This window comes from Chromobacterium sp. Beijing, from assembly GCF_021496765.1.
Classification (GTDB): domain Bacteria; phylum Pseudomonadota; class Gammaproteobacteria; order Burkholderiales; family Chromobacteriaceae; genus Chromobacterium.
On sequence record NZ_CP053750.1, the window covers coordinates 4,755,217 to 4,781,090 of the forward strand.

Sequence of the window (25,874 nt, forward strand, 5' to 3'; positions counted from 1 at the left end):
TAGCTCTGTCAGGAGAGCCCATGTCCAATTATCGACGCGACCGCAGCGCCGGCGGCAGCTGGTTCTTCACCGTCAACTTGGCTGATAGGCGACAGCGTTTGCTGCTCGACCATGTTGAGGCCCTGCGTGAAGCTTTCCGTTACACCTTGCGCCGCCATCCCTTCCGGGTTGAGGCCATCGTGATCATGCCCGACCACCTGCATACGGTGTGGACTCTGCCGGCTGCTGACGTGGATTACCCTCTGCGTTGGCGTTTGATCAAAACGATGTTTACCCGATCATTGCCGGCGGTAGAGCGGATCTCCGCTTCGCGCCGTGGCAAGGGCGAGCGACATGTCTGGCAGCGGCGTTATTGGGAGCACCGTTTGCGGGATGAGCAAGACTTTGCCCGCCATATCGATTACATCCACAACAACCCGCTCAAACATGGCTACGTCTCCGCACTTGCGGACTGGCCATGGTCTTCCTTCCATCGTTACGTGAGGCATGGCGTGTTGCCGGAAGATTGGGCCGGGGGAGATGGCGAGGGCGCCGAGTTTGGGGAGCGGGGGGATTCGATCACAAGGAGTGAGTAGATAGACCCAGCTTCCGTATGGTTGCGCTCCATCCTCGCCACTACGATCGGCGCGTAGGGTGGGAGGAGCCGCAGGCGATGCCCGCCAATGATCCGCAATCAAACAGGCCGGCGATGTTGAGCGCGTTTCCGCGTGGGTATCGCTTCGCTCCACCCACCCTACGGCGAGCGGCGCGTAGGGTGGGCGGAGCCGCAGGCGATGCCTGCCAATGATTAGCAATCAAACAGGCCGGCGGCGTTGAGCATGTTTCCGCGTGGGTATCGCTTCGCTCCACCCACCCTACGGCGAGCGGCGCGTAGGGTGGGCGGAGCCGCAGGCGATGCCTGCCAATGATTAGCAATCAAACAGGCCGGCGGCGTTGAGCATGTTTCCGCGTGGGTATCGCTTCGCTCCACCCACCCTACGGCGAGCGGCGCGTAGGGTGGGCGGAGCCGTAGGCGATGCCCGCCAATGATCAGAAATCAAACAGGCCGGTGATGTCGAGCGCGTTTCCGCGTGGGTATCGCTTCGCTCCACCCACCCTACGGCGAGCGGCGCGTAGGGTGGGTGGAGCCGCAGGCGATACCCACCAATGGCTTGTCATCTCAAACAGGCTGATGAGCTGGGGGCATTGCCGTCGCTCACGGCTGGTTGTAGCTGTACTCGATGCCGTTGATCGTGGACTTGAAGCCGTAGCGCGGGAAGGCCGGGTTCGGCTTCTTGGCTAGGTAGGCGTCCGCCAGCGCCTCGGCTGCTTGCCGGTAGAATTTGATCTGGTTCTTGTTGTACCAGGGATCGTCGTGGGGATTGGGGCTGAATTTGTAGCTCTGGTCGCGGCCGCCGGCGATGTAAATGCGAATGCCGCGCGCGCCGGGGCCGGAGCCGCCGCTCTTTTGCTCCACATAGTTGAAGGTGATGCCGCTGTCCTTGTAATTGGGCAGGCTGCCGCTGATATTGGCTGCCAGCGCTCCGCCGGCGGTCAGCGACAGCGCGCTGACGGCGAGCAAGGCCGCGACGCGGCGGAACAGGAAGTTGAGTGGGGGATGCATGGCGCTCCTTTGGGTGATGGTTGAGAACCGTCGGCAAGCGAGCGGCCTTGCCGGCGAGGCGTTAGCGTCGTGAAATGGCGCTTAAATGTCGCCTATTTATACAAATGGCAATTATCTTTCATCTTTAAATGCCATTTGGATTGTGAAGATAGGCGAGCGCGAGGCTATCAGCAAGCGCCGCATGCCAGTCCTTAAGGCCGGGCGGCGAGAAAGCGCTGATGAGGCGTTTGCGCGGCGGGCCGCGCTTGGACGGCGGATGGCGTCCCGCCGCCTCTGGCCTATGCTGAGAGGGAGGCATGAGCGTTGTGGGAAAGCGGGTTTGAAATGGAAGAACGCGATTTGGTGAGCAGCGCCATCCCCATGGCGCAACTCAAGCTGGAACTGCGCCCGAACGGCGTTTTGCGGATTGCGGTGTACGAGCTTGACGATGAGGAGCCGTTTTTCGTTTACGAGGCCAGCGATGACTTCGATCCCGAGGCGGTGCTGGGCGTCGCGGAAAGGCGGCTGGACCCGGTGCGGCTGGCCGTCTTCAAGCATGTGTTCTTCCCGGCTCAGGACGATGTCGAGGATGGACGGGAAGAGGGCGACGGGTAAAGGACTCCCGCGCCCCTTCGTCCATTGCAGGCCAACACCCCGCCCAGGCGGGGTGTTATTTTTACGCTGATCGCCATGGCTTTGGCCCTGATGAACCGGCAAGTACAATCTTGGTCGTGTCGTTCAATTGGCGGAACCGGATTTGGCGCCCTAAATGTATTGATTCCTTTGTCGAGAGTGGTTTTCTCGCATCTATTTAAAGCAACGTAGTTGTGTTTCCTATGGCAGGCAGTGGCAGGGAGACCTTGATGGTCTGCCGGTTCTCAGTGCGCCGGTTCGCTAACCCTGTCACGTGCCTGTTTTTCCCCATGTGTGGTGGAGTTCTCGCTGCTTAGCCGGGAACAGTGGCCGCCATGGCCTTGACCCTGATGGATAGGCAAGCAACAATCCTTGCCGTGCTGCCGCCATAGCAGCACCGGGAGTGGAAACCCGTATTGCTGTTAAGAAGGCAGACGCGTTGTATGCGCGCGTCTGAGCCATTCCACGTCTGCAAGGCGGGGGGGGGGCAGGGAGGCCTAGCGCCTGCCGATTGCCTTCTTGTCGGTTTTCCACCCCTGCCGCCTGCCCGCCACCCGAGTGGAAACGGGTGCCGGACCGATCTTTTCGAAGAAGGAGGCCCCATGCTCATCCGCTATTTGTCTCATTTCTTATTACCGTCCCCTTGCCGTCTCCGCACTCTGAGGAGGCCCGGCCATGACTGCGCGGCCGCTTGCCGCTTCGTCTCTGAGTCCGCGCCAAGACGCCCAAAGCCCGCCTGGGGCGGGCTTCGGGTACTGATGGATGGCCCGGTTAGGGAACCGGGCGCATGCGCTTAGAACCTGTTTACGATCAGCTGCGCGTCGGTAGAGACATTGTGCGATGAGCGCCGTCTTCGAAATGCTCATGTACCGTATGTACATTCCGCTTTCTCAGCCGTTTTCGCCTTGTCTCGTCTTAGCTCGCGAGATCGTAAACATGTTCTTAGCGCAGGTTCAACGCTTTGATCGCGTTGTTGATTTCATCCGCCAGGCGCACTTCCTGACCCAGCTGCTCGTGCCATTGCTGGTTCTGGAAGAAGGCGTAGCGCGCCTTGGAGTTGTTGCCGGCTTGCCAGCCGTCTTTCAGTTGGCCGTCGAAGAAGAACTGTTCCAGCAGCGCGTGGCCGGCCGCGTGGGCCTGGTTTTGCGCGTGCTGCTCGTGCAGGCGCGGCGCGCCCACCAGATGCAGTTCGATATCGCGGCCCTGCTCTTCGTAGCGGCCCTGGATCGGGTGCTCGAACACCAGCGGCTGCAGCGTGGCGTGGGTGATGGTGGCGCGGCCGGTGATATGGCGCGACGGGGTGTACACGGTCAGATCCAGCCGCAGGTTCAGGCCGCCCGCCTGGCCGGGTTTGTTGACGTTGTAGCTGACGATGAACAGGCCGGATTTTTGATCGCGATCGATAGTCATGTTTGGACTCCTTGAGATCAATAACATCAGAGAAGTTGGAGCGCCCGGTGGGACGCCCAGGCCCAATGGCGATGTGCGAGCCGCGGCGGTAACCGCTGCTGCCCTGTAGTTATATAACCTTTGATTTTATTTTCTGCCGTACTTAATGGCAGTTGGAAATAAAGAGGAGATGGGGCTTGCGCGCGGGCTTAGGGAGGGGAGGGGCAGGAAAGCGCGCCGCCGGGGCCGGCGGCGCGAGGGAAAATCAGGCTTGTTGCTCAAAGCGCACAGGCTGTTTGCCCAGGCGCTTGGCCCGCACCACCACGGTGCCGGCGATCTTGTCGTGCCAGCCTTGTTTGCGCGCGTCCAGGCCCACCCAGATCAGGCCCAGCAAGAAGGGGAAGCAGGATACGAAGTAGCCGAGATAGCGCAGCGCCGCCTGCATCGGCGTCATCGGCGCGCCGGTTTTGGCGTCCACGATGCGCGCGCCCAGCAGCATTTTGCCCGGCGTGCTGCTCTTGAACCACCAGAAAGCCAGCACCGCCGCCGCCGGCAGCACCCAGTTGACCATCAGGCCGGCCAGTGGGCTCAACTCGAAACCGCCTTGCATCATGAAGGCCTGCATCATCCAGCCGTCGCCGCTTTCCGCCACGCGGCGGGTTTCGCCGCCGCCGCCGGCCAGCAGCCAGATCGCCGGTGCCAGGGCCAGGCACAGCAGCAGGGTGTCGATCAGGCTGGCCAGCACCCGCAGCCAGAAGCCGACGTATTCCAGTTCTTCCGCGCCGTCTTGCATCTTCAATCCTCCAGATTGGGTTTGTGCTTGGCCGCCACGCGCAGATAGTGTTCGGCGGAGTATTGGAAATAGGCCAGCTCTTTGTCGGTCAGCGGCCGCGCTTGCTTGACCGGGTTGCCCAGATAAAGATAGCCGGACTCCAGCCGCTTGCCCGGCGGCACCAGGCTGCCGGCCCCGATCAGCACCCGCGGTTCTATCACCGCGCGGTCCAGCACGATGCTGCCGATGCCGACCAGCACTTCGTCGCCTATGGTGCAGCCGTGCAGGGTGACGTGGTGGCCGATGGTGACGTTGCGGCCTATCACCAGCGGCGCGCCGACGGGGTCCGCTGCGCTTCTGTGGCTGACGTGCAGCATGGCGAAGTCCTGGATGTTGGAGTTCTCGCCTATGCTGATGGCGTTGACGTCGCCGCGTATCACCGCACAGGGCCAGACCGACGCGCCCTCCGCCAACGAGACTTCGCCGATGACCACGGCAGCCGGGTCGATGTAGCAGCTGTCGTGGATCTGCGGCTGATGCCCGTCATAAGGGCGGATATTGCTTTTCATCGGTCTGTCCTCATCTGAAATCGGGTAAAGTTCCTATCATACCCCCACAGGATGCCAATATGAGCCAGAACCCCTTGCTGGACTTTTCCGGACTGACCCGTTTCGCGGAGATCAAGCCGGAGCACATTTCCCCCGCCATCGACGAATTGCTGTCCGCCGCGCGCGCCGCGGTGGCGCGGCTGACCGCGGAGCAGGGCGCGCCCAGCTGGGAAAGCTTCGTCGATCCGCTGACCGACGCCACCGAGCATCTGGGCCGCGCCTGGGGCGTGGTGGGCCATCTGAACGCGGTGGTGAACACGCCGGAGTTGCGCGAGGCCTACAACAGCAATATCCCGAGAATTTCCGAGTTCTGGACCGAGATGGGCCAGAACCTGGAGCTGTTCGCCCGCTTCAAGGCGCTGGCGGCCAGCCCGGAGCACGCCGGCTATAGCGCGGCGCGCAAGAAGATCGTATCCAACGATCTGCGCGATTTCCGCCTGTCCGGCGCGGAATTGCCGCAGGCGGAAAAAGAGCGCTTCGCCGCCATCCAGACGCGGCTGGCGGAGCTGTCCGCCAAGTTCGAACAGAACGTGCTGGACGCCACCGACGCCTTCAGCCTGTATATCGAGGACAAGGCCGAGCTGTCCGGCGTGCCCGCGGATTCGCTGGAACTGTTCGCCGCCGCCGCGGCCGGCGACGACAAGAGCGGCTACAAGATCACGCTGCAATTCCCGTTCTACTTCCCGGTGCTGCAGTACGCGGACAACCGCGCGCTGCGCGAAAAGCTGTACCAGGCCAATGTGCAGCGCGCGTCGGAGTTCGGCCCGGCCGAACGCGACAACAGCCCCATCATCCGCGAAAAGCTGAAGCTGGCGCGCGAGGAGGCCCAGCTGCTGGGCTTCGCCAACTTCGCCGAACTGTCCCTGTTCACCAAGATGGCGGAAAGCCCGGAACAGGTGATCGCCTTCCTGCGCGATCTGGCCGCGCGCGCCAAGCCGTTCGCGGTCAAGGACCGCCAGGAACTGGAGGCCTTCGCCGCCGCCGAGCTGGGCCTGGCCAAGCTGGAAGCCTGGGATCTGGCCTACGCCGCGGAAAAGCTGCGGGTGGCGCGTTACGCCTTCTCCGAGCAAGAAGTGAAGCAGTACTTCCCGGAAAGCAAGGTGCTGCCCGGCCTGTTCGGCGTGGTGTCCACGCTGTTCGGCATCGAGGTGCGGCCTAGCAGCGCGCCGGTCTGGCATCAGGACGTGCGCTTCTTCGACATCCACAAGGACGGTCAACTGGTCGGCAGCTTTTATTTCGACCTGTACGCCCGCGACGGCAAGCGCTCCGGCGCCTGGATGGACGACGCGCGCGGCCGCCGCCGCAAGAGCGGCCAGGTGCAGACCCCGATCGCCTATCTGACCTGCAACTTCACCCGCCCGGTGGGCGACAAGCCGGCGCTGTTCACCCACGACGAAGTGATCACCTTGTTCCACGAGTTCGGCCATGGCCTGCATCATATGCTGACCCGCGTCGACGAACTGGGCGTGGCCGGCATCAACGGCGTGGAATGGGACGCGGTGGAGCTGCCCAGCCAGTTCCTGGAGAACTTCGCCTGGGAATGGGACGTGGTGCAGGGCATGACCCGCCATGTGGACAGCGGCGCGACCTTGCCGCGCGAGCTGTTCGACAAGATGCTGGCGGCCAAGAACTTCCAGAGCGGCATGGCCACGGTGCGCCAGCTGGAGTTCGCGCTGTTCGACCTGCAGCTGTACAGCGTCTTCGACGCCGACAAGGGCGATTGGCTGGCCCTGTTGGAAGAGGTGCGCGGCGAGGTGGCGGTGAACTTCCCGCCGGCCTACAACCGCTTCCCCAACAGCTTCAGCCACATTTTCGCCGGCGGCTATTCGGCCGGCTATTACAGCTACAAGTGGGCGGAAGTGCTGTCCGCGGACGCCTACGCGGCCTTCGAGGAGGCCGGAGGTGCCAATGCGGACACCGGCAAGCGCTTCTGGGACGAGATCCTGGCGGTGGGCGGCAGCCGTCCGGCGCTGGAATCCTTCCGCGCCTTCCGCGGCCGCGATCCGCAGATCGACGCCTTGCTGCGCCATTCCGGCATGGTGGAAACAGTTTGAAACGGCCGTTTTATGCTGAGGGAAAAATATTCCGGGCTTTGTCGGAACTCTTGTGAAGCGCCGCGGCTCTAATTTTTTGCTCAGTGGGTTATCTCCAGAGCAGCAAGCGAGCCAGACGCATATCAGGGTAGATTGATATAGTGTCTATTGCGCGCCTCCGTGTAGACGGAGGCGCCTTTTTTTTGCCGCGGATCGCGCGGCTAAAAAGATTCAGTCGTCCCGCTCTGGTTTGGCGGGCGGCGTCAGCGGCTGCAGGGTGTGGCGGTGCTGGAAGGTAGGGGTCCGCATCGAGAACGGCGGGGTCAACGGCGCCAGACGAGGGCGGTTGGGGTTGCGCGTCGGGCATAATGCCTGTTGCGCGTCGTGCTGCTTGTGCTTGATAGTCAAGAACTTGCTCCGGTTACGACGACGCTTTCGATCATAGGCCGGGGTTCCGGGCCTTGGCAAATTCCCGTCGTCCGGCTGTTGTTTATTTGTTTAAACACTTTTGTTTAATCAAGCATCAAATAATCGACGCCATCGACTGTCGCCGCCCAAAGCTTGGCAGTGCCGCGCGCTGCGGTTATGGTGTCGGCCTTTGCATGAAAAACATTTGGAGAGCCCGCCGATGCGTTTTGCCACCTGGAACGTCAATTCCCTCAAGGTCCGCCTGCCGCAGGTGATCCAATGGCTGTCGGACAGCCCGGTGGACGTGCTCTGTCTGCAAGAGCTGAAAATGGATCAGGACGTGTTTCCCTTGGCCGAGATCGAAGCGGCCGGCTACCGCGCGGCCTGGTTCGGCCAGAAAACCTATAACGGCGTGGCCATTCTGGTGCGCGCGCCGCTGGAGCTGGAAGACGTGGTGCTCGGCATCCCCGATTACGGCGACGAGCAGCGCCGGGTGATCGCCGCCACGGTGAACGGCATCCGCGTGATCTGCGGCTATTTCGTCAACGGCGAGGCGGTGGATTCGCCCAAGTATCCGTACAAGCTGGAGTGGCTGGCCAATCTGGAGCGCTATGTCGCAGCGGAGCTGCAACGCCACCCGCAGTTGCTGCTGTTGGGCGATTACAATATCGCGCCGGAAGACCGTGATGTGTACGACCCGGAAAGCTGGCACGAACAAGTGTTGTGCAGCACGCCGGAACGCGAATCCTTCCGCCGCTTGATCGCGCTGGGCCTGAGCGACAGCTTCCGCCTGTTCAATCAGGAGGAGAAGCAGTACAGCTGGTGGGATTACCGCGCGATGATGTTCCGTCGCAACAAGGGCGTGCGCATCGACCACATCCTGGTCAGCGACGCCTTGAAGCCGCGCGCGCTGGAATGTGTGATCGACAAGGCGCCGCGCAAATGGGAGCGTCCGTCCGACCACACTCCGGTGGTGCTGACCCTGGCCGATTGAGCCTAAAGGCCGGCCGCGGCCGGCCTATCCGCCAGCTTTCTTGGCTTGCCTCAAAAATATCGCCGGCCGGTTTTGCTAGTCTGGAGCTTTCTTGCTTTCAGATGGCTGCGCGATGACCCAAAACCACCCCAAACTGCCGGTAGACCCGTATTACGAGGGCGTGCCGGAATACATGACCCAGGTGTACGACTGGGCTTACGTCAACCCGCGCAAGGCCGGCTGGCTGGATCGCAACCTGGTGGTGCGCGTCTTGTTGTTCTTCAACGATCAAAGGCTGATGCGCGCCTATCTGGAGCAGATCCGCCCCGGCGACAAGGTGTGGCAGGTGGCCCATGTCTACGGCGACCTGGTGCAGCGCGCGGCGGACCGGGTGGGCGGGGACGGGCGCTTCGTGCTCACCGACATCACGCCGGTGCAGATAGAGCACGCCGAGCGCAAGCTGCGCGATCGCCCCCAAGCCGCGGTGGTGCGCGCCAACGCCGGCAATCACCGGCTGGAGTCCGACGATTTCAACTTGATCTGCAGTTTCTTCCTGCTGCATGAGGTGCCGGATCATCTGAAGCGCGCCATCGTCGACAATATGCTGTCCCAGGTGCCGCCCGGCGGCCGCGCGGTCTTCGTCGACTACCATAGGCCCAAGCCGTGGCAGCCGATAGGTTGGCTGCTCAAATGGGTGAACCGCGTGCTGGAGCCGTTCGCCGAGGCCTTGTGGAACCATGAGATTCGCGACTACGCGCAAGAGGCGGACGGCTTCGACTGGAGCAAGCGCACCCTGTTCGGCGGGGTGTACCAGGTGACGACGGCGAAGAGGAAGCCTTGAGGGCGCGCCGTACTTGACGTTACACGGGCTTACAAGCGACTAACAGACCCGGGACGGGGGCAGGGCTAGGATACGTCTCAAGGAAGCGCCGAATCCGGCGCGATGTGATCGGTGAACGGGAGCCCAAGGCTCCCAAGCCTGAAACTGGAGATGCATCATGAACAAACTGACTCTGCTTGCCCTGACCGCCGCTTTCGGCCTGAGCTCCGCCGCTGGTTTCGCCGCCGAAACCGCCAAGCCGGCCGCTTCCGCTCCGGCAGCCAAAATGGCTCCGGCCGCCAAGAAAGCTGAAAAGCACCCGGCCAAGATCCACCACGCCAAGAAAGGCGAAAAGGTAGCCGCTTCCGCTCCGGCGCAAAAAGCCCAGGCCGCCAAGGCCGAAGCGTCCGCTCCGGCCAAGGCCAAGCACGCCGCCAAGAAGCCGCACGCCAAGCATGCGAAGAAGGCCGCTTCCGCCGCCGCCCAGAAAGCCCAGGCCGCCAAGGCTGAAGCTTCCGCTCCGGCCAAGAAGCACGCCGCTAAAAAGCCGCACGCAAAGCACGCTAAAAAAGCCGCTTCCGCTCCGGCGCAGAAAGCCCAGGCCGCCAAGGCCGAGGCCTCCGCTCCGGCCAAGAAAGTAGAGAAAAAGGCCGCTCAACACAAGAAGCACGCCGGCAAGGCCAAGAAGGCCGCTGCATCGGCTGCCAAATAAACCGGACCTCGCGTCTGGCTCGCTAAAAAAAACAGGCCCCTCAGGGAGGCCAAGACTCAAAGGAGGCCGCGGCCTCCTTTTTCTTTTTGAACGGGACCGCCGGCAGGACAGGCGCGCCCGGCGGCCTTATGCTGTTACACTCAAACGCTTCGATGCCGGCCGCATGCCCCCGGCTTGAAACCGCTTTCGTTCATTGATTTCGCGCTTAAGGAGCTTCCATGCTAGCCGCCCCGCAAGTTTCCGCCTTCCTGCCGCCGCGCCGCATTCTGATGGGGCCGGGCCCGTCCGACGTTTATCCGGAAGTGCTGGCCGCCCAGGCCCGCCCCACCGTCGGCCATCTGGACCCGCTGTTCGTCGGCATGATGGACGAGGTGAAAAGCCTGCTGCAATACGCGTTCCAGACCGCAAACCCGATGACGGTGGCGCTGTCGGCGCCGGGTTCGGCCGGCATGGAGGCCTGCTTCGTCAACCTGGTGGAGCCGGGCGAGAAGGTCATCGTCTGCCGCAACGGCGTGTTCGGCGAGCGCATGCGCCAGAACGTGGTGCGGCTGGGCGCGGTGCCGGTGCTGGTGGACAGCCCCTGGGGCCAGCCGGTGGATCCGGACGCGGTGGAGAGCGCCTTGAAAGCCAATCCGGACGCGCGCTTCCTGGCCTTCGTTCACGCCGAGACTTCCACCGGCGCGCTGTCCGACGCCAAGACGCTGTGCGCGCTGGCCAAGCGCCACGGCTGCCTGAGCATCGTCGACGCGGTGACCTCGCTGGGCGGGGTGGAGCTGCGCGTGGACGAATGGGGCGTGGACGCGGTGTATTCCGGCAGCCAGAAGTGTCTGTCCTGCGTGCCCGGCTTGTCGCCCTTGTCTTTTTCGCCGGCGGCGGTGGACAAGCTGCAGGCGCGGCAAAGCCCGGTGCCCAGCTGGTTCCTGGACCAGACCCTGGTGATGGCCTACTGGGGCGGCGGCAAGCGCAGCTACCATCACACCGCGCCGGTGAACGCCTTGTACGCGCTGCACGAATCGCTGCGCCAGCTGGCCGGCGAGGGCCTGGAAGCGGCTTGGCGGCGCCACCGCGACATGCATCTGATCCTGCGCGACGGCCTGGAGAAGCTGGGGCTGAGGTTCGTGGTGGACGCCGCGGCGCGCTTGCCGCAGCTGAACGCGGTTTATATTCCCGAGGGCATAGACGACGCGGCCACGCGCAATCGTCTGTTGCAGGAGTACAACCTGGAGATAGGCGGCGGCCTGGGCGATCTGGCCGGCAAGGCCTGGCGCATCGGCCTGATGGGCTACGGCGCGCGCCGCGAGAACGTGGCGCTGTGCCTGAAGGCGCTGGAGAGCGTGTTGAAGTAAGCGCGGCCTGTGTCCGGCGGGCGCGCGTCAGCGCGCGCCGCGCCGCCGGGAGATGAAAAACGCCATCCGCGAAGGATGGCGTTTTTGCTGCCGCGGGAGGCGGATCGGCTTATTTTTCGACGAAGGCGCGTTCGATCGCGTAGTCGGCCGGTTCGCCCATGCGCGGGGATTCCTTGAAACCCATGCCGTTCAGGATCTCGCACAGATCGTGCAGCATGGACGGGCTGCCGCAGATCAGCGCGCGGTCGTGTTCCGGGTTCATTTGCGGCAGGCCGATGTCGGCGCACAGCTTGCCGCTGGTGATCAGATCGGTCAGCCGGCCCTGATTGCGGAAGGGCTCGCGGGTCACGGTCGGGTAGTAGATCAGTTTCTCGCGCACCATCTCGCCGAAGAATTCGTTTTCCGGCAGTTCTTTGGTGATGTAGTCGTGGTAGCCCAGCTCGCTGACCCAGCGCACGCCATGGGTCAGGATCACTTTGTCGTAGCGCTCGTACACGTCCGGGTCTTTGATGATGGACATGAAGGGGGCGAGGCCGGTGCCGGTGGACAGCAGGTAGAGGTTTTTGCCGGGCAGCAGATTGTCCTGTACCAGGGTGCCGGTGGGCTTCTTGCTGATCATCACGGTGTCGCCCACCTTCAGGTGCTGCAGGCGGGAGGTCAGCGGACCGTCCTGCACCTTGATGCTGTAGAACTCCATGTGTTCTTCGTAGTTGGAGCTGACGATGGAGTAGGCGCGCATCAGCGGCTTGCCGTTGACTTCCAGACCTATCATCACGAACTGGCCGTTGATGAAGCGCAGGCCGGCGTCGCGGGTGCAGGTGAAGCTGAACAGGGTGTCGTTCCAGTGATGGACGGACAGGACCTTTTCGGAGGTCAGGTTGGGAGAGGACATAAGGTTTGCTGCTCGCTAATTTATGAAGTAGAAGCTCGAAAAGTATGGGGCCGATTTTAACCGGTTTGTCGCTTCGCCGCTTGTTCTTACTGGGCAAGGCCGGCGATATCGACGTTAAATTCAATTGGAACAGCATGTTAACCGACATTGCCGTCGCCGCCGAACGATTGTTTTCTGATGTGTTTATCGCTGCGCGTTATTTGTCCGCGACGCAATGAAAGAGGGCGTCACCGTGGCGGGACGCCCTCTCGGACAACTTACAGAGAAAGACTATGCGCTTTACCCTTGCAGAACCGCACGACCACCGCTTTACCGCAAGGCCGTTACCAAAGAGCGGGCTGTACAAGACAGCGCTACGACGATGCCGTGTCGTGGCGGCGCCGCCATCATGGCAGCTTGCCGCGCACCGTGTCCTTGATGGACATCACAGAAAGACCAACCGCTTCTTTCTTAATGGGCAAATCGACAAACGGTAATCACAAGTTTATTGACTCTGGATTTGGCGGACCGGCCTGGCCGGTGTTGCATGCGCTCCGTCTTGGAGGCTGGCTTGGCGTTGCGGACTGTGCCGATTTGGCTGGCCGTGTTTATTGGCCAATGCTCAACGCGTGGAAAACTGGATGGCCGCCGGCATACTGCCATGAAAGCATTCGGAACCCTCCCTGTCGTGTTGACCATTCCACTATAGACGCTGCCGTTCCCAATGCAAGCCGGCGGGCGGCGGCCTCAACTGGCCTTAGGGTCGGCCAGCGGCGCGTCCAGCGCCAGCCGAGCGGGCCGCAGATGTTGTTCGAACTGGCGGCTGGCGGCCTGCCAGGAGTAGCGCTCGGCGACGGCGCGCACATGGCCGCGGTCCAGTTCCAGCGCCTTCAGGCAGGCGGCGCGCAGGTCGGCGTCCAGCACGCCGGCGCCGCTGTCGCCCACCACGTCCAGCGGCCCGGCCACCGGGTAGGCGGCCACCGGCGTGCCGCAGGCCATCGCCTCCAGCAGCACCAGGCCGAAGGTGTCGGTCAGGCTGGGAAACACGAAGACGTCGGCGGCGCGGTAGAAGCGCGCCAGCTCGTGCTGGGGAAAGATGCCGGCGAAGTGGACGTCCTGATAGTGCTGCTTCAGCCGCGCCAGCTGCGGGCCGTCGCCCACCACCCATTTGCTGCCCGGCAGCTCCAGCTTGAGAAAGGCTTCGATGTTCTTTTCCACCGCCACCCGGCCGATGTAGACGAAGCGCGGCGGCGCGGTGCCGTCCAGCCGCTCGCGCGGGCCGGGGCTGAACAGCGCGGTGTCCACGCCGCGGCTCCACAGCTTGACGTTGTGAAAGCCGCGGGCGCTCAGATCGTCGGCGATGGACTGGGTGGGCACCATCACGCAATGGGCGGCGTTGTGGAAGCGGCGCATCCAGGCGTAGCTGAGCGCCAGCGGCAGCCGGCAGCGGGCGTGCACGTATTCCGGAAAGCGGGTGTGATAGGCGGTGGAGAAAGCCAGGCCGTGGCGCAGGCAATAACGGCGCGCGGCCAGGCCCAGCGGCCCCTCGGTGGCGATGTGGATGGCGTCCGGCGCGAAGGCGGCGATGCGGTCGGCCACTTTGCGGTAGGGAAACAGCGACAGGCGGATGTCGGGGTAGGTGGGGCAGGGCAGGGTGCGGAAGGCCTGCGGGGTGATCATTTCCACCTGGTGTCCGAAGCCGGCCAGTTCGCGCGCGGTTTCGGTCAGCGAACGGACCACGCCGTTGACCTGGGGCAGCCAGGCGTCGGTGACAATCAGGATGCGCATGTCGTCTCCTTGTGGTCGGCTTGTGCCGTTTGGGCTTGCAAGGCGGCGGCCGGCTGTCCCATTTGGGTCCAGTACAGCACTTCCAGCCGGCCGTCGGCGTGTTCCACCAGCGCGGACAGGCTTTCCACCCAGTCGCCGCTGTTGCCGTAGAGAATGCCGTCGATGTCGCGCACCTCGGCCTTGTGGATGTGGCCGCAGATCACGCCGTCGTAGCCGCGCCGGCGCGCTTCGCCGGCGAGAATGGTTTCGAAATTGCTGATGAAGTTGACCGCGTTTTTGACCTTGTGTTTCAGGTACTGCGACAGCGACCAGTACGGCAGGCCCAGTTTCAGCCGCGCCCAGTTGAAGCCGCGGTTCAGTTCCAGGATCAGGGTGTAGAGGGTGTCGCCGACGTAGGCCAGCCATTTGGCGTACTGGATCACGCCGTCGAACTCGTCGCCGTGCAGGATCAGCAGCCGCTTGCCGTCGGCGGTGCGGTGCTCGGCCTCCTGACGGATGGCGATGCCGCCGAAGTCCAGCCCGGCGTACTGGCGCGCCGCCTCGTCGTGGTTGCCGGGCACGTAGATCACCTTGGTGCCTTTGCGCGCCTTGCGCAGCACTTTTTGCACCACGTCGTTGTGGCTCTGCTTCCAGTACCAGGATTTTTTCAGTTGCCAGCCGTCGACGATGTCGCCGACCAGGTACAGGTATTCGGATTCGTGGCAGCGCAGGAAGTCCAACAGGTGGTCGGCGCGGCAGCCGGAGGTGCCGAGGTGGACGTCGGAAATCCAGATCGCGCGCAGTTGTCGGGCGCTGTCGGGGGCGGGGTCTGGCTGCATGGCGGCTCCGTCGGCCTGTGGACTGCTGGCGATGCTGACAGCGGCAGGTGACAGTCGCGTGAGATTTTGGTGACGACGCGATGAAATTTCTTGAGCGGGGCCTTTAAGATTGTCTTAAGCGCGGTCTGTTGCAATCGGGCATTGCGGCGGCGCTTGTGACGGCGGCGAGAGCGCGCTAGGCTGCCGGGACCTTGAACGCCCGGCGACGGGGAGACGGATATGCGGGTTTTGGTGGTGGAGGACGACACTCAGATCGGCGACGGGTTGAAAATCGGCCTGGAGCAGCTGGGCTTTGTCGCGGACTGGTTTCGCGACGGCAAGCAGGGGCTGGCGGCGCTGAGCGCCGCGCCCTATGACGCGGTGGTGCTGGACCTGGGGCTGCCGGGCATGGACGGCATGGACATTCTGTCCGCCTGGCGGCGCGGCGGCCAGGACGTGCCGGTGCTGGTGTTGACCGCGCGCGACGCGCTGGCGGACCGCGTCGGCGGCTTGGACGCCGGCGCCGACGATTATCTGGTCAAACCGTTCGCGCTGAGCGAGGTGGCGGCGCGGCTGCGCGCGCTGCATAGGCGTCGACACGGCCAGAGCCACCCGGAATGGCGGCACGGCCGCCTTTGTCTGGATCCGGTGGCGCGCGCGGCCACGCTGGACGGCGCGCCGCTGGAGCTGACCGCGCGCGAACTGGCGCTGCTTGAGTTGCTGCTCAGCCACAAGGGGCGGGTGCTGCCGCGCGAGCTGATCGAGGACAAACTCTACGGCTGGGGCCAGGAGCTGGAAAGCAATGCGGTGGAGGTGCATGTGCACCATTTGCGCAAGAAGCTGGGCAGCGCCTTCATCCGCACCCTGCGCGGCGTGGGCTACACCCTGGGAGATCCGGCATGAGGGGACCGCGCAGCCTGCAGGCGCGGCTATTGCTGCTGCTGTTGCTGATCGTGCCGGCCATCTGGCTGGTGGCTTCCGCCACCGCGGCCTGGCTGGCGCACGAGGAGGTGGACGAGCTGTTCGATACCCAGATGGGGCAGTTCGCCCGCCAGCTGTTGCTGGTGGAGGTCAGCGAGAATTCGCTGATCGAGCTGCCCAAGCTCAAGCACCTGCTCAAGCACGCCGACAAGGGGCAGCTGGAAAACGACGATTTCGGCCTGGCGGTCTGGGACCGTCGCGGCAATCTCTTGCTTAGCGACGGCCGCGGCCGTCGCTTCGACTTCGAGCCGGAGCGGCGCGGCTTCTACGATTACCGCGGCAAGGACAGCGATCACAACTGGCGGCTGATCTATCTGGCCGCGCCGGACGGTTCGCGGCTGGTGGCGGTGGGACAGAAACAGGGCTTGCGCCATGAGATGGTGTTGAAGGTGGTGTCCGCCCAGCTGCTGCCGTGGCTGGTGGGCCTGCCGGTGATGCTGCTGCTGATCCTGCTGGCGGTGCGCCGCGAGCTGGGGCCGCTCAAGCGTCTGGCCGCCGGCATCGCCCAGCGCGCGCCGGACGACAGCGAGCCGGTGTCGCGGGAGGTGCCGCGGGAGGTGCTGCCGCTGGTGGACGCGCTGAACGCCTTGTTCGCCCGCATCGCGGCCACGCTGGAACACGAGCGCCGCTTCACCGCCGACGCCGCGCACGAGCTGCGCACGCCGCTGGCGGCGCTGAAGGTGCAGGCCGAGGTGCTGGAGCTGCTGCCGGACGAGGGCCGCCGCCGGCACGCCATGCGGCAATTGATGTTGGGCATAGACCGCGCCACGCGCTTGGTGGAGCAGTTGCTGGCCCTGTCGCGCCTGGACCCCTTGAACGCGCCGCGCCAGGGCGAGCCCATCGCCTGGGCGGCCTTGACCGAGCGCGTGCTGGCGGAGATGGCGGCCGAGGCGGCGCTCAAGGGGGTGAGGCTGGAAACCGAATGGCGCTGCGTGCCGGAACGGGTCTTGCCCTTGAACGGAGACGAAACCCTGGTGGGCCTGATGCTGCGCAATCTGCTGGAAAACGCCGTCCGCTACGGCGCCGAGGGCGGCGAGGCGCGGCTGGTGCTGACCGAGGACTCGGTCAGCGTGCTGGACCGCGGTCCGGGCGTGGCGGCGGAATGGCTGGAACGGATACGCGAGCGCTTCTTCCGGCCGCCGGGCCAGGACGTGGTCGGCAGCGGGCTGGGCTTGTCCATCGTCGAGCGGGTGGCGGAGCTGCACGGCCTGCGCCTGATTCTGGCCAAGCGAGACGGCGGCGGGCTGGAGGCCGGCTTGCGGCGGCGCTGAGAAGCGGTGCAAAGTCCGCTGCGCTTCGTGAGACGTGGCGCGACGAGCGCAGCATTCGAAACGCTCATGCGGCATTCGTGCATTCCGCTTTCTCAGCCGTTTTCGTCTTGCAGGCGAGGCTTGGAGCATGCGGCAATTCGCCGCATGGGAGCAGAGGGGGAATCCGGCTATGCTGGCGACGCTGGCCCTGACGCAGCCAGCGTTCTACATTTGGTTGCGGCCCGCCGGTTTCGGCGGGCTTTCTTTTTGTCTAGCTCGGGCGTTTAGGCGCGCCGAAGCGCATCAGCCAGAACAGCGCGTTGCAGACGCCGCCGGCCATCGCGCCCAGATAGAGGTTCATCAGGTCGTTGTACAGCAGCGGCTCGGCCAGCCGGGCGTAGACGAAGGTGACCACGCTGCCGCTGAAGGCGCCGGGCAGGAAGGCGACCAGGGCCAGCAGCCAGCGCGGCCAGCCTTGCTGCCAGCCGGCGATGGGCCGGGCCAGCAGCATGCGCAGCAGGCAGAGCAGCAGGCCGAAGCCCAGCGCCGGAATCGCGCCCATCAAATAAGCCATCATCGGCACCACGCCGCTGGCCAGCAAGGCCACCAGCGGACCCAGCAGGATGAACAGGGTCAGGCCGCAGGCGAGTATTTTCAGATAGGGCGTTTTCATCCGGCGGTGAGGTTTGGGCGGTGGCAAAAGGCCTCCAGCCTAGCAGACTGGAGGCATGGCGGCGAGAGGCCGCGCGCTCAGAGCCTGTTTACGATCTGCTGCGCGTCGTGAGACGTGGCGCGGCGAGCACAACGTCGAAATGCTCATATACCGTGTGTACACCCCGCTTTCTCAGCGGTTTTCGCCTTGTCCCGCCTTCGCTCGCAAGATTGTAAACACGTTCTCAGAACTGAAGTTGCACGCGGCCCCACACTGTGCGGCCCGGCTCGTTGACCTGCAGGGTGCGGTCGTAGCCGGCCACCATCGCGCCGCCCTTGCTGACGCTTTCGGCGTAGGCCTTGTTGAACAGGTTGTCGACGCCGAACAAGAGCTTGGCGTGCTTGTTCAGCTTCATGCCGCCGTCCAGCGACACCACGCCGAAGCCCGGGGTCGCGCCGATGTCGGTGCCGACGATATTGCCCTGGCCGGGCGCCACGCGGTCCTGGCGCTGCACGCCGCGCACGGTCAGGCCGGTCGCGTATTTGCCGTTGTCCCATTTCAGCGCCGCCTTGGCGTCCAGTGGCGGGGTCTGGCCCAGCGGACGGTTTTCATCGAGATTGGCGGCCCAGACCCAGGCCAGGCTGCCGGACAGCGTCCATTCCGGCGCGAAGCGCCAGCTGAGGTCGCCTTCGAAGCCGTAGCGGCGCGCGTCGATATTGCGGGCCTTGCCGCCGATGGCGCCGGCGTCGCCTTCCACCAGAATGAAGTTCTGCACGCGGCTGGCGTAGGCGGACAGCGAGCCTTGTAGCTTGTCGTCGCGGTAGAGCAGGCCGGCGTCCAGTTGGCGGTTGGTTTCGCTGTTCAGCGTCGAGCTCTTGTTGCGCTCCCAGAAGTCAGGCGCGCGTTCGGCTTGGCCCAGGCCGACGTAGCGGGTCCAACTGCCCGCCGTGTGTTCGTAACGCAGGAAGCCGGCGTTGAGCTGGTACTGGGTTTCCTGGCGCGCTTGGGCCGGCTTGCCCATGGCGGCGGCCTTGGCCTCGAACACCGCCTGGGTCTGGTCGCGGCGCAGTCCGGCAATCAGTTTGCCGCCCGCGCCCAGCGGGTGGCTGGCTTCGGCGTAGACGCCGTGGTTGTCGAAGCTCTGATTGGGCGTGCGCGGCTGATCCACGTATTGGCCGACGTTGGGGCCTTTGCCCATGCGGCTGCGGTGGCGGTCGCGCAGCCAGTCGAAGCCGGCGCTGACTTCCCAGTCGCCGAAGGCCATGTCGGCGGCCAGGCGGCCGGTGTCGGCGCTGCGGTCGGGATTCATCGCCGCGCGGTCCGCCGGCGCGGTCTGCGGGCGCAGCGAGTAGTTGTCCATCACGTGGTCCACTTCGCTATGGCCCAGTTGCAGGCGCACGGCGTCCAGCCAGCCGCTGAGATTGCGGCGCTCGGCCTTGAAGCTCCAGGCGTCGCGGTCGAACTTGCTGCCGTCCATGCCTCGGTCCGCGTAGGCGGCCTGGCCGCGACTGCGGTCCAGAGCCAGTTCCAGCGTGGTGTCCCGGTCCGGGGTCAGTCCGGCGATCAGGGTCTGGCTGTCGCGGTCGAAGCTGGAGTGGACCTTGGCGCCGTTGCCGTCCTTGTAGTCGCCGCCGTGATTGCGGCTGGCGATGGCGCGCACATAGCCCAGGCTGGAGCCGAAGGCGGCGTCGGCGTAGGCGTCGTTGCGGTCGGCGTTGCCGCCGGTCAGGCTGCCGTTGAAGCGCACGCCGGCCTCGTCGAAGCGCTTGGTCTTGCGTTCGAAGTTGACGCCGCCGCTGATCAGGCCGGGCCCGAGCTTGACGCTTTGCGGGCCCTTGACCACGTTCACCTCGTCATAGGCGTCCGGATAGAGATAGGCGGTGGGCGGGTCCATGCGGCCGCCGCAGCCGCCGAACACGAAGTTGCCGTCGGCGAGGATGGCCAGGCGGGAGCCGCCCAGGCCGCGCAGCAGCGGGTCGCCGGAGGCGCCGCCTTTGCGGATCACGTTGAAGCCGGGCAGGCCCTTGAGCAGGCCGGCGCCGTCGGCGGACGGCAGCGGCTGGCGCGGCGCGCGCGGGTCCACCGACATTTTCAGCGGCTGTTCCGCCTTGGTGGCGGTGACCAGCACTTCCTCGCCGCGGAATTCCGGCAGTTCCTGAGCAAAGGCGTGGCCGACGGCGAGCGCCAGGGGAATCGGCAGCAAATACGGTTTTTTAGTCATTTTTTAGAAACTAACGTTAACAAATTTAGAGGTGACAATTCTAAGTTGCGAGGTGCGGCGGCCCAATGCGGCAAAGTGTCGCAGCGCCCCTGTTCGGCGCATGGTGATAAAGTGTCGGCCATGATTGCCGGATTCCCCGTTTCCTCCCCCCGCCTGGGCCTGACCGCTGACATCGCGCGCTCGGCGCGGCTGATAGGCTGGCTGCGCTGGCTGATGCTGCTGCTGGGCTCCACCGTGGCCTTGGTCTGCTGGTGGCAGCACGTCTACCTGCCCTGGCCTTTGCTGTCCCAGGCGCTGCTGACGCTGGCCGCGGTCAACGTCTGCCTGCCGTGGTGGTTGCGCCGCGGCGGCGACCCCTTGCTGGCCTTGCGTTTGGGCTTGTCCGCCGATGTGCTGGTGCTGACCGAGTTGCTGGCCTTCACCGGCGGCGCGGCCAATCCGCTGGCTTCGCTGTTTTTGCCGCCGGTGCTGTTCGCCGCGCTGTTGTCGCCGGGCCTGTTCGCCTGGGCGCTGGCGCTGGCCAGCGTCGCCGCCTACGGCCTGCTGTTCGAGTGGCATCTGAGCTGGCCGGTGGACCACGGCAACGCGCTGCACATCTTCTCCATGCATCTGACCGGGATGTGGTTGAGCTTCGCGCTGTCGGCGCTGTTGATCGCCGGCTTCGTGTCCTGGCTGGCGCGGCAGCTGGCCCTGCGCGAGGCGGCGCTGGCGACGGCGCGGGAAACTCAGCTGCGCGACGAGCAATTGCTGGCGGTGGGCATGCAGGCGGCCGGCGCCGCCCACTCGTTGTCCACGCCCTTGAACACCATGACGCTGCTGGTGGACGAGTTGCTGGCCACGCGGCAGCGGGACGCCGAGCTGATGGAAGACTTGCTGCTGATGAAGGCGCAGCTGGCCAATTGCGGCAGCGCGCTGGCGCGCTTGAAGCTGGGTTCGGAGTCCGCGCCGGGGGAGACCGCGCTGTTCGCGGCCTTGGCCGAGCGCCTGGCCGGCTGGCGCTCGCTGCGGCCGGACGTGAGGCTGGACTGGCAGACGCCGCGCGGGCCGGACCCGCTGGCGACGCTGGACCCGGCGTTCTGGCCGGCGTTTTTCAATCTGATCAACAACGCGGCCGAAGCCGGCGGCGGCGAACTGACGGTGGCGGCGCGGCTGGAGCAGGGAGCCTTGCTGCTGGACATCGTCAACCATCAGGGCTGTTTGACCGAGCAGCAGCTGGAGCGCGCCGGCCTGACCCCGCTGCCGTCCGACAAGCCGGTGGGCATGGGCCTGGGCGTGATGCTGAGCCATGCGACGCTGGCGCGGCTGGGCGGTTCGCTGCGTTTGCTGAACCGGCCGGAGGGCGGCGTGCACGCGCAGGTGCGCCTGCCCTTGCTGGCGGACGATAAGGAAGGAGCCTGATGCTGGATTTTCTCTTGGTGGACGACGACGAGGCCTTCGTCGCCATTCTGGCGCGCTCCCTGAGCCGGCGCGGTTTTGAAGTGGCGGCGGCCCAAACCGCCGCGCAGGCCTTGGAACTGGCCGGCGACGCGCCGGCGCGCATCGTGCTGGATTTGAACCTGGACGGCGACAGCGGGCTGCGCCTGCTGCCGGCCTTGCTCGCCGCCTGCCCGCGCAGCGCCATTTTGATTCTGACCGGCTACGCCAGCATCGCCACCGCGGTGGAGGCCACCAAGCTGGGCGCGGTGCAGTATCTGGCCAAGCCGGCGACGGTGGACGAAATCCTGGCCGCTTTCGAACAGCAGCAGGCCAATCCCGAGCTGCCGCTGACGCCGCAGCCGATGTCGCTGCGGCGGGTGACCTGGGAGCATCTGCAACGGGTGCTCAGCGAAAACGACGGCAACATCTCCGCCACCGCCCGCGCCTTGAACATGCACAGGCGCACTTTGCAGCGAATGCTGGCGAAGAAGCCGGTGAAGAGTTGAAGCCAGGCCTGTTGCATTGCTACAGCACGGCGGCCCGGCGCCAATGGGCTGGATGCGGATTGTAGCGGTCTTTGTTCTTCAATTACCGGGTCATGACGGGGGTATAAATCCGGCTTGGCCGCGCCATCAGAAAAATTGATTGGAGCGTCCACTCTAGCCGCCGTATGGTGAATGTCCATAACCATGCCAATGGAGGGGACTACCATGCTTCGCGGACAGATGATGGACCGGCCTTTGCTGATTTCCGACTTGCTGCGCCACGCCGAAACCTACCATGGCGACACGCCCATCGTGTCGCGCACCGTGGAGGGGCCCATCCATCGCTACACCTACCGCGAGGCGGCGCGGCGCGCGCGCCAACTGGCCAATGCGCTGGCGGCGCTGGGCGTGCGCCAGGGCGACTGCGTCGGCACCCTGGCCTGGAACGGCTACCGCCATTACGAGACCTACTTCGCCGTGTCCGGCTACGGCGCGGTGTGCCACACGGTGAACCCGCGGCTGTTCGCCGAACAGATCGCCTGGATCGTCCAGCACGCGGAAGACCGGGTGCTGATGTTCGACCTGAGCTTCCTGCCGCTGGTGGAGCAGATCGCGCCGCAACTGGACACGGTGGAAGCCTTCGTGCTGATGACGGACAAGGCGCATATGCCGGCGCAGACGCCGCTGTCCAATCTCTTGTGCTACGAAGACCTGGTCAACAGCCACAGCGACCAGTACCAGTGGCCGTTGCTGGACGAAAACGCCGCGTCCAGCCTGTGCTACACCTCCGGCACCACCGGCAACCCCAAGGGCGTGCTGTTCTCACATCGCTCCACCGTGCTGCACGCCTACGGCAGCGCCTTGCCGGACAGTTTCGACATCTCGGCCCGCGCCTGCGTGATGCCGGTGGTGCCGATGTTCCACGTCAACGCCTGGGGCCTGCCCTACAGCTGCACCATGAACGGCAGCAAGCTGGTGCTGCCCGGACCCAAGCTGGACGGCGTCAATCTGTACGAGCTGATCGAGAGCGAGCAGGTGACCGTCACCGCCGGGGTGCCGACGGTGTGGATGATGCTGTTGCAGCATTGCCAGAAGAACCATCTGAAGCTGCATTCCCTGAAGCGGGTGATCGCCGGCGGATCGGCGGTACCGGAAAGCATGATCGAACAACTGGCCGAGCACGGCGTGGAAATGCGCCAGCTCTGGGGCATGACCGAGCTGTCGCCCTGCGGCACCACCGGCACGCCCAAGCTCAAGCACGAGGGCCTGGAGCCGTCCCGGCTGCACGCGCTGCTGTCCAAGCAGGGGCGGCCGATCTACGGCGTCGAACTCCGCATCGTGGACGACGCCGGCAAGCCGCTGCCGCACGACGGCGTGGCCTTCGGCAACTTGCAGGTGCGCGGCCTGTGGGTGTTGTCGCAATACTTCCGCCGCGAACTGGACGCCAGCCACAGCGCCGACGGCTGGTTCAACACCGGCGACGTGGTGACCATAGACGCCGACGGCTTCATGCGCATCACCGACCGCACCAAGGACGTGATCAAATCCGGCGGCGAGTGGATCAGCTCCATCGAGCTGGAAAACATCCTGGTGGGCCACCCGGCGGTGGCGGAGGCGGCGGCCATCGGCATTCCGCATCCCAAATGGGACGAGCGGCCGCTGATGGTGGTGGTGCTCAAGCCCGGCGCCAGCGCCACGGCGGAAGAGCTGCTGGGCTTTTACGAAGGCAAGATCGCCAAATGGTGGACGCCGGACGATGTGGCCTTCGTCGAGGAGCTGCCGCACACCGCCACCGGCAAATTGCAGAAGGTGCGGCTGCGCGAGCAGTTCCGCGATTTTCGCTGGCGTTCCTGACGTCGGTCGCGGAATGGACTGGACTGAATAGAGTAATTACGCTACAGTGGCGGCTGCACTGAAAACCGTATGGTTTTGAGGTGTTAGCCCCTCGAAATGTCGGCCGGCCCGCCGGACGACGTTTCTTCCTCGTGTTGGCCCCTGCCGTTGTCAAACCGCAGGGGGTTTTTTTTGCCCGCCGTCCGGCGCGCGTCTTCCCTTGCTCCTGTGTTTGATCAAACAAAATCATAATCTGTCACAACTGTACCCATATTTGATATTTAAAACGGGTTACATCCGTTAAACTGGCCGAAGATAAACCAACAATAACAATTGGCTGCCAACGGTAAGGGGAGTGTCGCGCGGCAAGGCGGGGCATCAAAACCATGGTTGTCAATCACGCGAGAAAAAGGACTGTTATGAAATCGCTCCGTAGCCGGCTGATCGCCCTGAACGCGCTATTGATGGCGCTGTTTGGTTTGGTGCTGGTGGTCATCGTCTTCGTGCAGATGCGCACGGAAATATTGCAGGGCCTGGACCAGGAGTTCGAGGCCAGCCTGATGGGACAAAGCGCGGTGGTGACCACCTGGCTGGGCGAGAAGAAACAGCAGATTGTCGCGCAGAGTACGATGGCGTCCGAGCCCGACGCCCTCCGATTCCTCAAGACCGGCGCCAAGGCCGGCGGTTTCAACGTCAACTACGCCGGCTACGCCGACGGCCGCTCGCTGTTTTCCGATGATTGGACGGCGCCGGCCGACTACAAGGTGGCCGACCGCGATTGGTACAAGCGCGCCAAGGACAGCGGCCAGGCGGTGGTGACCGACCCCTATCTGGACGAAGCCACCAAGAAACTGACGGTGACCATTTCCGCGCCCTTCAACCACAACGGCGCTTTCGCCGGCGTGGTGGGCGGCGACGTGATGGTGGACACGCTGGTGAAATCGGTGCTGGGCCTGAAAGTGCGCGGCAACGGCTACGCCTTCATCATGGACAAGAAGGGCACGGTGATCGCCCATCCGCAAACCGATCTGGCGCTGAAGCCCATCACCAGCGTGGCGCCGGAACTGACGCCGGAACGGCTGGCGGACATCGTCAGCCACGACCAGGCGTCGGAAGTGCAGATCGGCGGCCAGGCCATGCTGTTGTCGGCGCAGGAAATCCCCGGCACCAACTGGGTGATGGCCTTGGCGGCGGACCGCGCCACCGTGCTGGCGCCGCTGACCACGCTGCTGTACACCATCGCCGGCCTGACCGCGCTGGTGTTCGTGCTGATGATCCCGCTGGCGAGTCTGGTGATAGGCCGCATGCTGGCCGGCCTGGTGCGGCTGAAGAATGCGATGGAGGACATTTCCCACGGCGAGGGCGATCTGACCTTGCGGCTGAAGGACGACGGCCAGGATGAAATCGCCGCCACCGCGCGCGCCTTCAACACCTTCGTCGCCCAATTGGCCCAGCTGTTCCGCGGCCTGAAGCAGGACGCCGCCGGCGTGGTCAACGGGGTGCAGGACGCCAGCCAGCTGGTGGCCGGCGTGGCGGACAGCTCGCGCCATATTTCCGATGTGTCCTCGTCCAACGCGGCCACGCTGGAGCAGATCACGGTGTCCATCTCCCACATCGCCGACAGCGCGCGCCAGGCCGACGAGCTGACCAGCCTGACCGGCGCCAGCCTGGAGGCCAGCGCCAGCAATATGCAAAGGCTGTCCAGCGGCATGGAGGGCACGGTGCAGTCGGTGCGCGGCCTGGAAACCATGTTGTCCTCGCTGGACAAGCGCTCTCAGGAAATTTCCGGCATCACCAATGTGATCCGCGACATCGCCGACCAGACCAATCTGCTGGCCTTGAACGCGGCGATCGAGGCCGCGCGCGCCGGCGAACAGGGCCGCGGTTTCGCGGTGGTGGCGGACGAGGTGCGCAAGCTGGCCGAGCGCACCGCCCAGGCCACGCTGGAAATCTCCAATATGGTCAGCGCCATCCGCGACGAAACCGGCCGCGCGGTCAACGACGTCAATCAGACCGTGGCCGCGGTGGACGAGGGCGTGGAGCTGACCCGCGAAGCGGTGGCCAAGATCGAGGAAATCCGCGCGTCCATGTTGGACGTGGTGGCCAAGATGAACGAGATTTCGGATTCCACCAGCGAGCAGCACAAGGCGACCACCTTGATTGCGCAAAGCTCGGAGGCGATCAACGGCCATGTGCTGGAAAACGACGACTCCTTGCAGAACGTCAGCAGCACGCTAACCGGCTTGTCGCTCAATGCCGGCAAGATGAACGCCGAGTTCGACAAATTCCGTTTGTAAAACGGCG

Annotated in this window: 24 protein-coding genes; 14 read left to right on the forward strand and 10 right to left on the reverse strand. The window is 64.6% G+C overall.

From position 1 onward, the window contains the following. Positions 1-20 precede the first annotated feature (20 nt). Entirely contained in the window at positions 21-575 is a 555-nt protein-coding gene (locus tag HQN78_RS22215) for a transposase (protein ID WP_235086328.1), read from the forward strand. 620 nt (positions 576-1,195) lie between these two features. Here the strand turns inward: HQN78_RS22215 and HQN78_RS22220 are convergent. After that, the gene (locus HQN78_RS22220; RefSeq protein WP_107800679.1) at positions 1,196-1,603 is read right to left on the reverse strand and encodes a hypothetical protein; all 408 of its coding nucleotides are present in this window, start codon (positions 1,601-1,603) and stop codon (positions 1,196-1,198) included. A 324-nt stretch (positions 1,604-1,927) separates the two neighbouring features. On the opposite strand from HQN78_RS22220, the gene HQN78_RS22225 reads away from it, so the two are divergent. After that, positions 1,928-2,197: a hypothetical protein gene (locus HQN78_RS22225; protein WP_227105086.1), complete on the forward strand. Its 270-nt coding sequence runs from the start codon at positions 1,928-1,930 to the stop codon at positions 2,195-2,197. Positions 2,198-3,157: 960 nt separating this feature from the next. On the opposite strand, the gene HQN78_RS22230 is transcribed toward HQN78_RS22225, so the two are convergent. From HQN78_RS22230 to HQN78_RS22240, 3 genes are all read right to left on the reverse strand, one after another. Further along, on the reverse strand, positions 3,158-3,625 hold the full coding sequence (locus HQN78_RS22230) for a DUF1842 domain-containing protein (RefSeq protein WP_043589836.1): 468 nt from the start codon (positions 3,623-3,625) through the stop codon (positions 3,158-3,160). 244 nt (positions 3,626-3,869) lie between these two features. Beyond that, a complete protein-coding gene (locus HQN78_RS22235; protein ID WP_227105085.1) occupies positions 3,870-4,397 on the reverse strand; it encodes an RDD family protein in 528 nt (175 codons plus the stop codon). A 2-nt stretch (positions 4,398-4,399) separates the two neighbouring features. Beyond that, positions 4,400-4,945, reverse strand: a complete 546-nt coding sequence (locus HQN78_RS22240; RefSeq protein WP_107800675.1) for a gamma carbonic anhydrase family protein — start codon at positions 4,943-4,945, stop codon at positions 4,400-4,402. A 59-nt stretch (positions 4,946-5,004) separates the two neighbouring features. Between HQN78_RS22240 and HQN78_RS22245 the strand changes: the two genes are divergently transcribed. Beyond that, the gene (locus tag HQN78_RS22245; RefSeq protein ID WP_235086331.1) at positions 5,005-7,038 is read left to right on the forward strand and encodes a M3 family metallopeptidase; all 2,034 of its coding nucleotides are present in this window, start codon (positions 5,005-5,007) and stop codon (positions 7,036-7,038) included. Positions 7,039-7,248: 210 nt separating this feature from the next. Here HQN78_RS22245 and HQN78_RS22250 read toward each other — a convergent pair whose 3' ends face one another. After that, positions 7,249-7,425, reverse strand: a complete 177-nt coding sequence (locus tag HQN78_RS22250; protein WP_158274345.1) for a hypothetical protein — start codon at positions 7,423-7,425, stop codon at positions 7,249-7,251. Between the two features lie 220 nt (positions 7,426-7,645). Here HQN78_RS22250 and xth point away from each other — a divergent pair, with 220 nt between their 5' ends. From xth to HQN78_RS22270, 4 genes are all read left to right on the forward strand, one after another. Then, entirely contained in the window at positions 7,646-8,419 is a 774-nt protein-coding gene (gene xth / locus HQN78_RS22255) for an exodeoxyribonuclease III (RefSeq protein WP_107801970.1), read from the forward strand. 112 nt (positions 8,420-8,531) lie between these two features. Further along, the gene (gene rquA / locus HQN78_RS22260) at positions 8,532-9,239 is read left to right on the forward strand and encodes a rhodoquinone biosynthesis methyltransferase RquA (RefSeq protein WP_107800673.1); all 708 of its coding nucleotides are present in this window, start codon (positions 8,532-8,534) and stop codon (positions 9,237-9,239) included. A 157-nt stretch (positions 9,240-9,396) separates the two neighbouring features. Continuing rightward, positions 9,397-9,930, forward strand: coding sequence for an acid-shock protein (locus HQN78_RS22265; protein ID WP_107800672.1), 534 nt, complete (start codon positions 9,397-9,399; stop codon positions 9,928-9,930). Positions 9,931-10,148: 218 nt separating this feature from the next. Continuing rightward, positions 10,149-11,276, forward strand: a complete 1,128-nt coding sequence (locus HQN78_RS22270) for an alanine--glyoxylate aminotransferase family protein (RefSeq protein ID WP_227105079.1) — start codon at positions 10,149-10,151, stop codon at positions 11,274-11,276. A 109-nt stretch (positions 11,277-11,385) separates the two neighbouring features. Here HQN78_RS22270 and HQN78_RS22275 read toward each other — a convergent pair whose 3' ends face one another. Continuing rightward, the gene (locus tag HQN78_RS22275) at positions 11,386-12,168 is read right to left on the reverse strand and encodes a ferredoxin--NADP reductase (RefSeq protein WP_019104206.1); all 783 of its coding nucleotides are present in this window, start codon (positions 12,166-12,168) and stop codon (positions 11,386-11,388) included. Positions 12,169-12,212: 44 nt separating this feature from the next. On the opposite strand from HQN78_RS22275, the gene HQN78_RS22280 reads away from it, so the two are divergent. After that, positions 12,213-12,386, forward strand: coding sequence for a hypothetical protein (locus tag HQN78_RS22280; protein WP_158274344.1), 174 nt, complete (start codon positions 12,213-12,215; stop codon positions 12,384-12,386). 508 nt (positions 12,387-12,894) lie between these two features. Here the strand turns inward: HQN78_RS22280 and HQN78_RS22285 are convergent. Both HQN78_RS22285 and HQN78_RS22290 read right to left on the reverse strand, forming a co-directional pair. After that, the gene (locus tag HQN78_RS22285) at positions 12,895-13,935 is read right to left on the reverse strand and encodes a glycosyltransferase family 1 protein (protein WP_107800670.1); all 1,041 of its coding nucleotides are present in this window, start codon (positions 13,933-13,935) and stop codon (positions 12,895-12,897) included. Beyond that, positions 13,923-14,753, reverse strand: a complete 831-nt coding sequence (locus tag HQN78_RS22290; protein WP_107800669.1) for a UDP-2,3-diacylglucosamine diphosphatase — start codon at positions 14,751-14,753, stop codon at positions 13,923-13,925. Before HQN78_RS22290 ends, HQN78_RS22285 begins: the two co-directional genes overlap by 13 nt. 219 nt (positions 14,754-14,972) lie before the next feature. Here HQN78_RS22290 and HQN78_RS22295 point away from each other — a divergent pair, with 219 nt between their 5' ends. Both HQN78_RS22295 and HQN78_RS22300 read left to right on the forward strand, forming a co-directional pair. Further along, the gene (locus tag HQN78_RS22295; protein WP_235086335.1) at positions 14,973-15,635 is read left to right on the forward strand and encodes a response regulator; all 663 of its coding nucleotides are present in this window, start codon (positions 14,973-14,975) and stop codon (positions 15,633-15,635) included. Continuing rightward, positions 15,632-16,984, forward strand: a complete 1,353-nt coding sequence (locus HQN78_RS22300) for an ATP-binding protein (RefSeq protein WP_235086338.1) — start codon at positions 15,632-15,634, stop codon at positions 16,982-16,984. Before HQN78_RS22295 ends, HQN78_RS22300 begins: the two co-directional genes overlap by 4 nt. Positions 16,985-17,234: 250 nt before the next feature. Here the strand turns inward: HQN78_RS22300 and HQN78_RS22305 are convergent, their stop codons facing one another. Further along, positions 17,235-17,663: a hypothetical protein gene (locus tag HQN78_RS22305; protein WP_146176715.1), complete on the reverse strand. Its 429-nt coding sequence runs from the start codon at positions 17,661-17,663 to the stop codon at positions 17,235-17,237. 196 nt (positions 17,664-17,859) lie between these two features. Beyond that, positions 17,860-19,836 carry a TonB-dependent copper receptor gene (locus HQN78_RS22310; protein ID WP_235086341.1) on the reverse strand — a complete coding sequence of 659 codons (1,977 nt, stop codon included), beginning with the start codon at positions 19,834-19,836 and terminating at the stop codon, positions 17,860-17,862. 120 nt (positions 19,837-19,956) lie between these two features. Between HQN78_RS22310 and HQN78_RS22315 the strand changes: the two genes are divergently transcribed. The 4 genes from HQN78_RS22315 to HQN78_RS22330 all read left to right on the forward strand — a co-directional run bounded on the left by HQN78_RS22315 (position 19,957) and on the right by HQN78_RS22330 (position 25,867). Then, positions 19,957-21,234 carry an ATP-binding protein gene (locus HQN78_RS22315; protein WP_227105070.1) on the forward strand — a complete coding sequence of 426 codons (1,278 nt, stop codon included), beginning with the start codon at positions 19,957-19,959 and terminating at the stop codon, positions 21,232-21,234. Beyond that, positions 21,234-21,758, forward strand: coding sequence for a response regulator transcription factor (locus tag HQN78_RS22320; protein ID WP_107800663.1), 525 nt, complete (start codon positions 21,234-21,236; stop codon positions 21,756-21,758). Before HQN78_RS22315 ends, HQN78_RS22320 begins: the two co-directional genes overlap by 1 nt. 204 nt (positions 21,759-21,962) lie before the next feature. Continuing rightward, positions 21,963-23,591, forward strand: a complete 1,629-nt coding sequence (locus HQN78_RS22325; protein WP_107800662.1) for a 3-(methylthio)propionyl-CoA ligase — start codon at positions 21,963-21,965, stop codon at positions 23,589-23,591. A gap of 398 nt (positions 23,592-23,989) precedes the next feature. Continuing rightward, entirely contained in the window at positions 23,990-25,867 is a 1,878-nt protein-coding gene (locus tag HQN78_RS22330) for a methyl-accepting chemotaxis protein (RefSeq protein ID WP_227105066.1), read from the forward strand. Positions 25,868-25,874 lie beyond the last annotated feature (7 nt).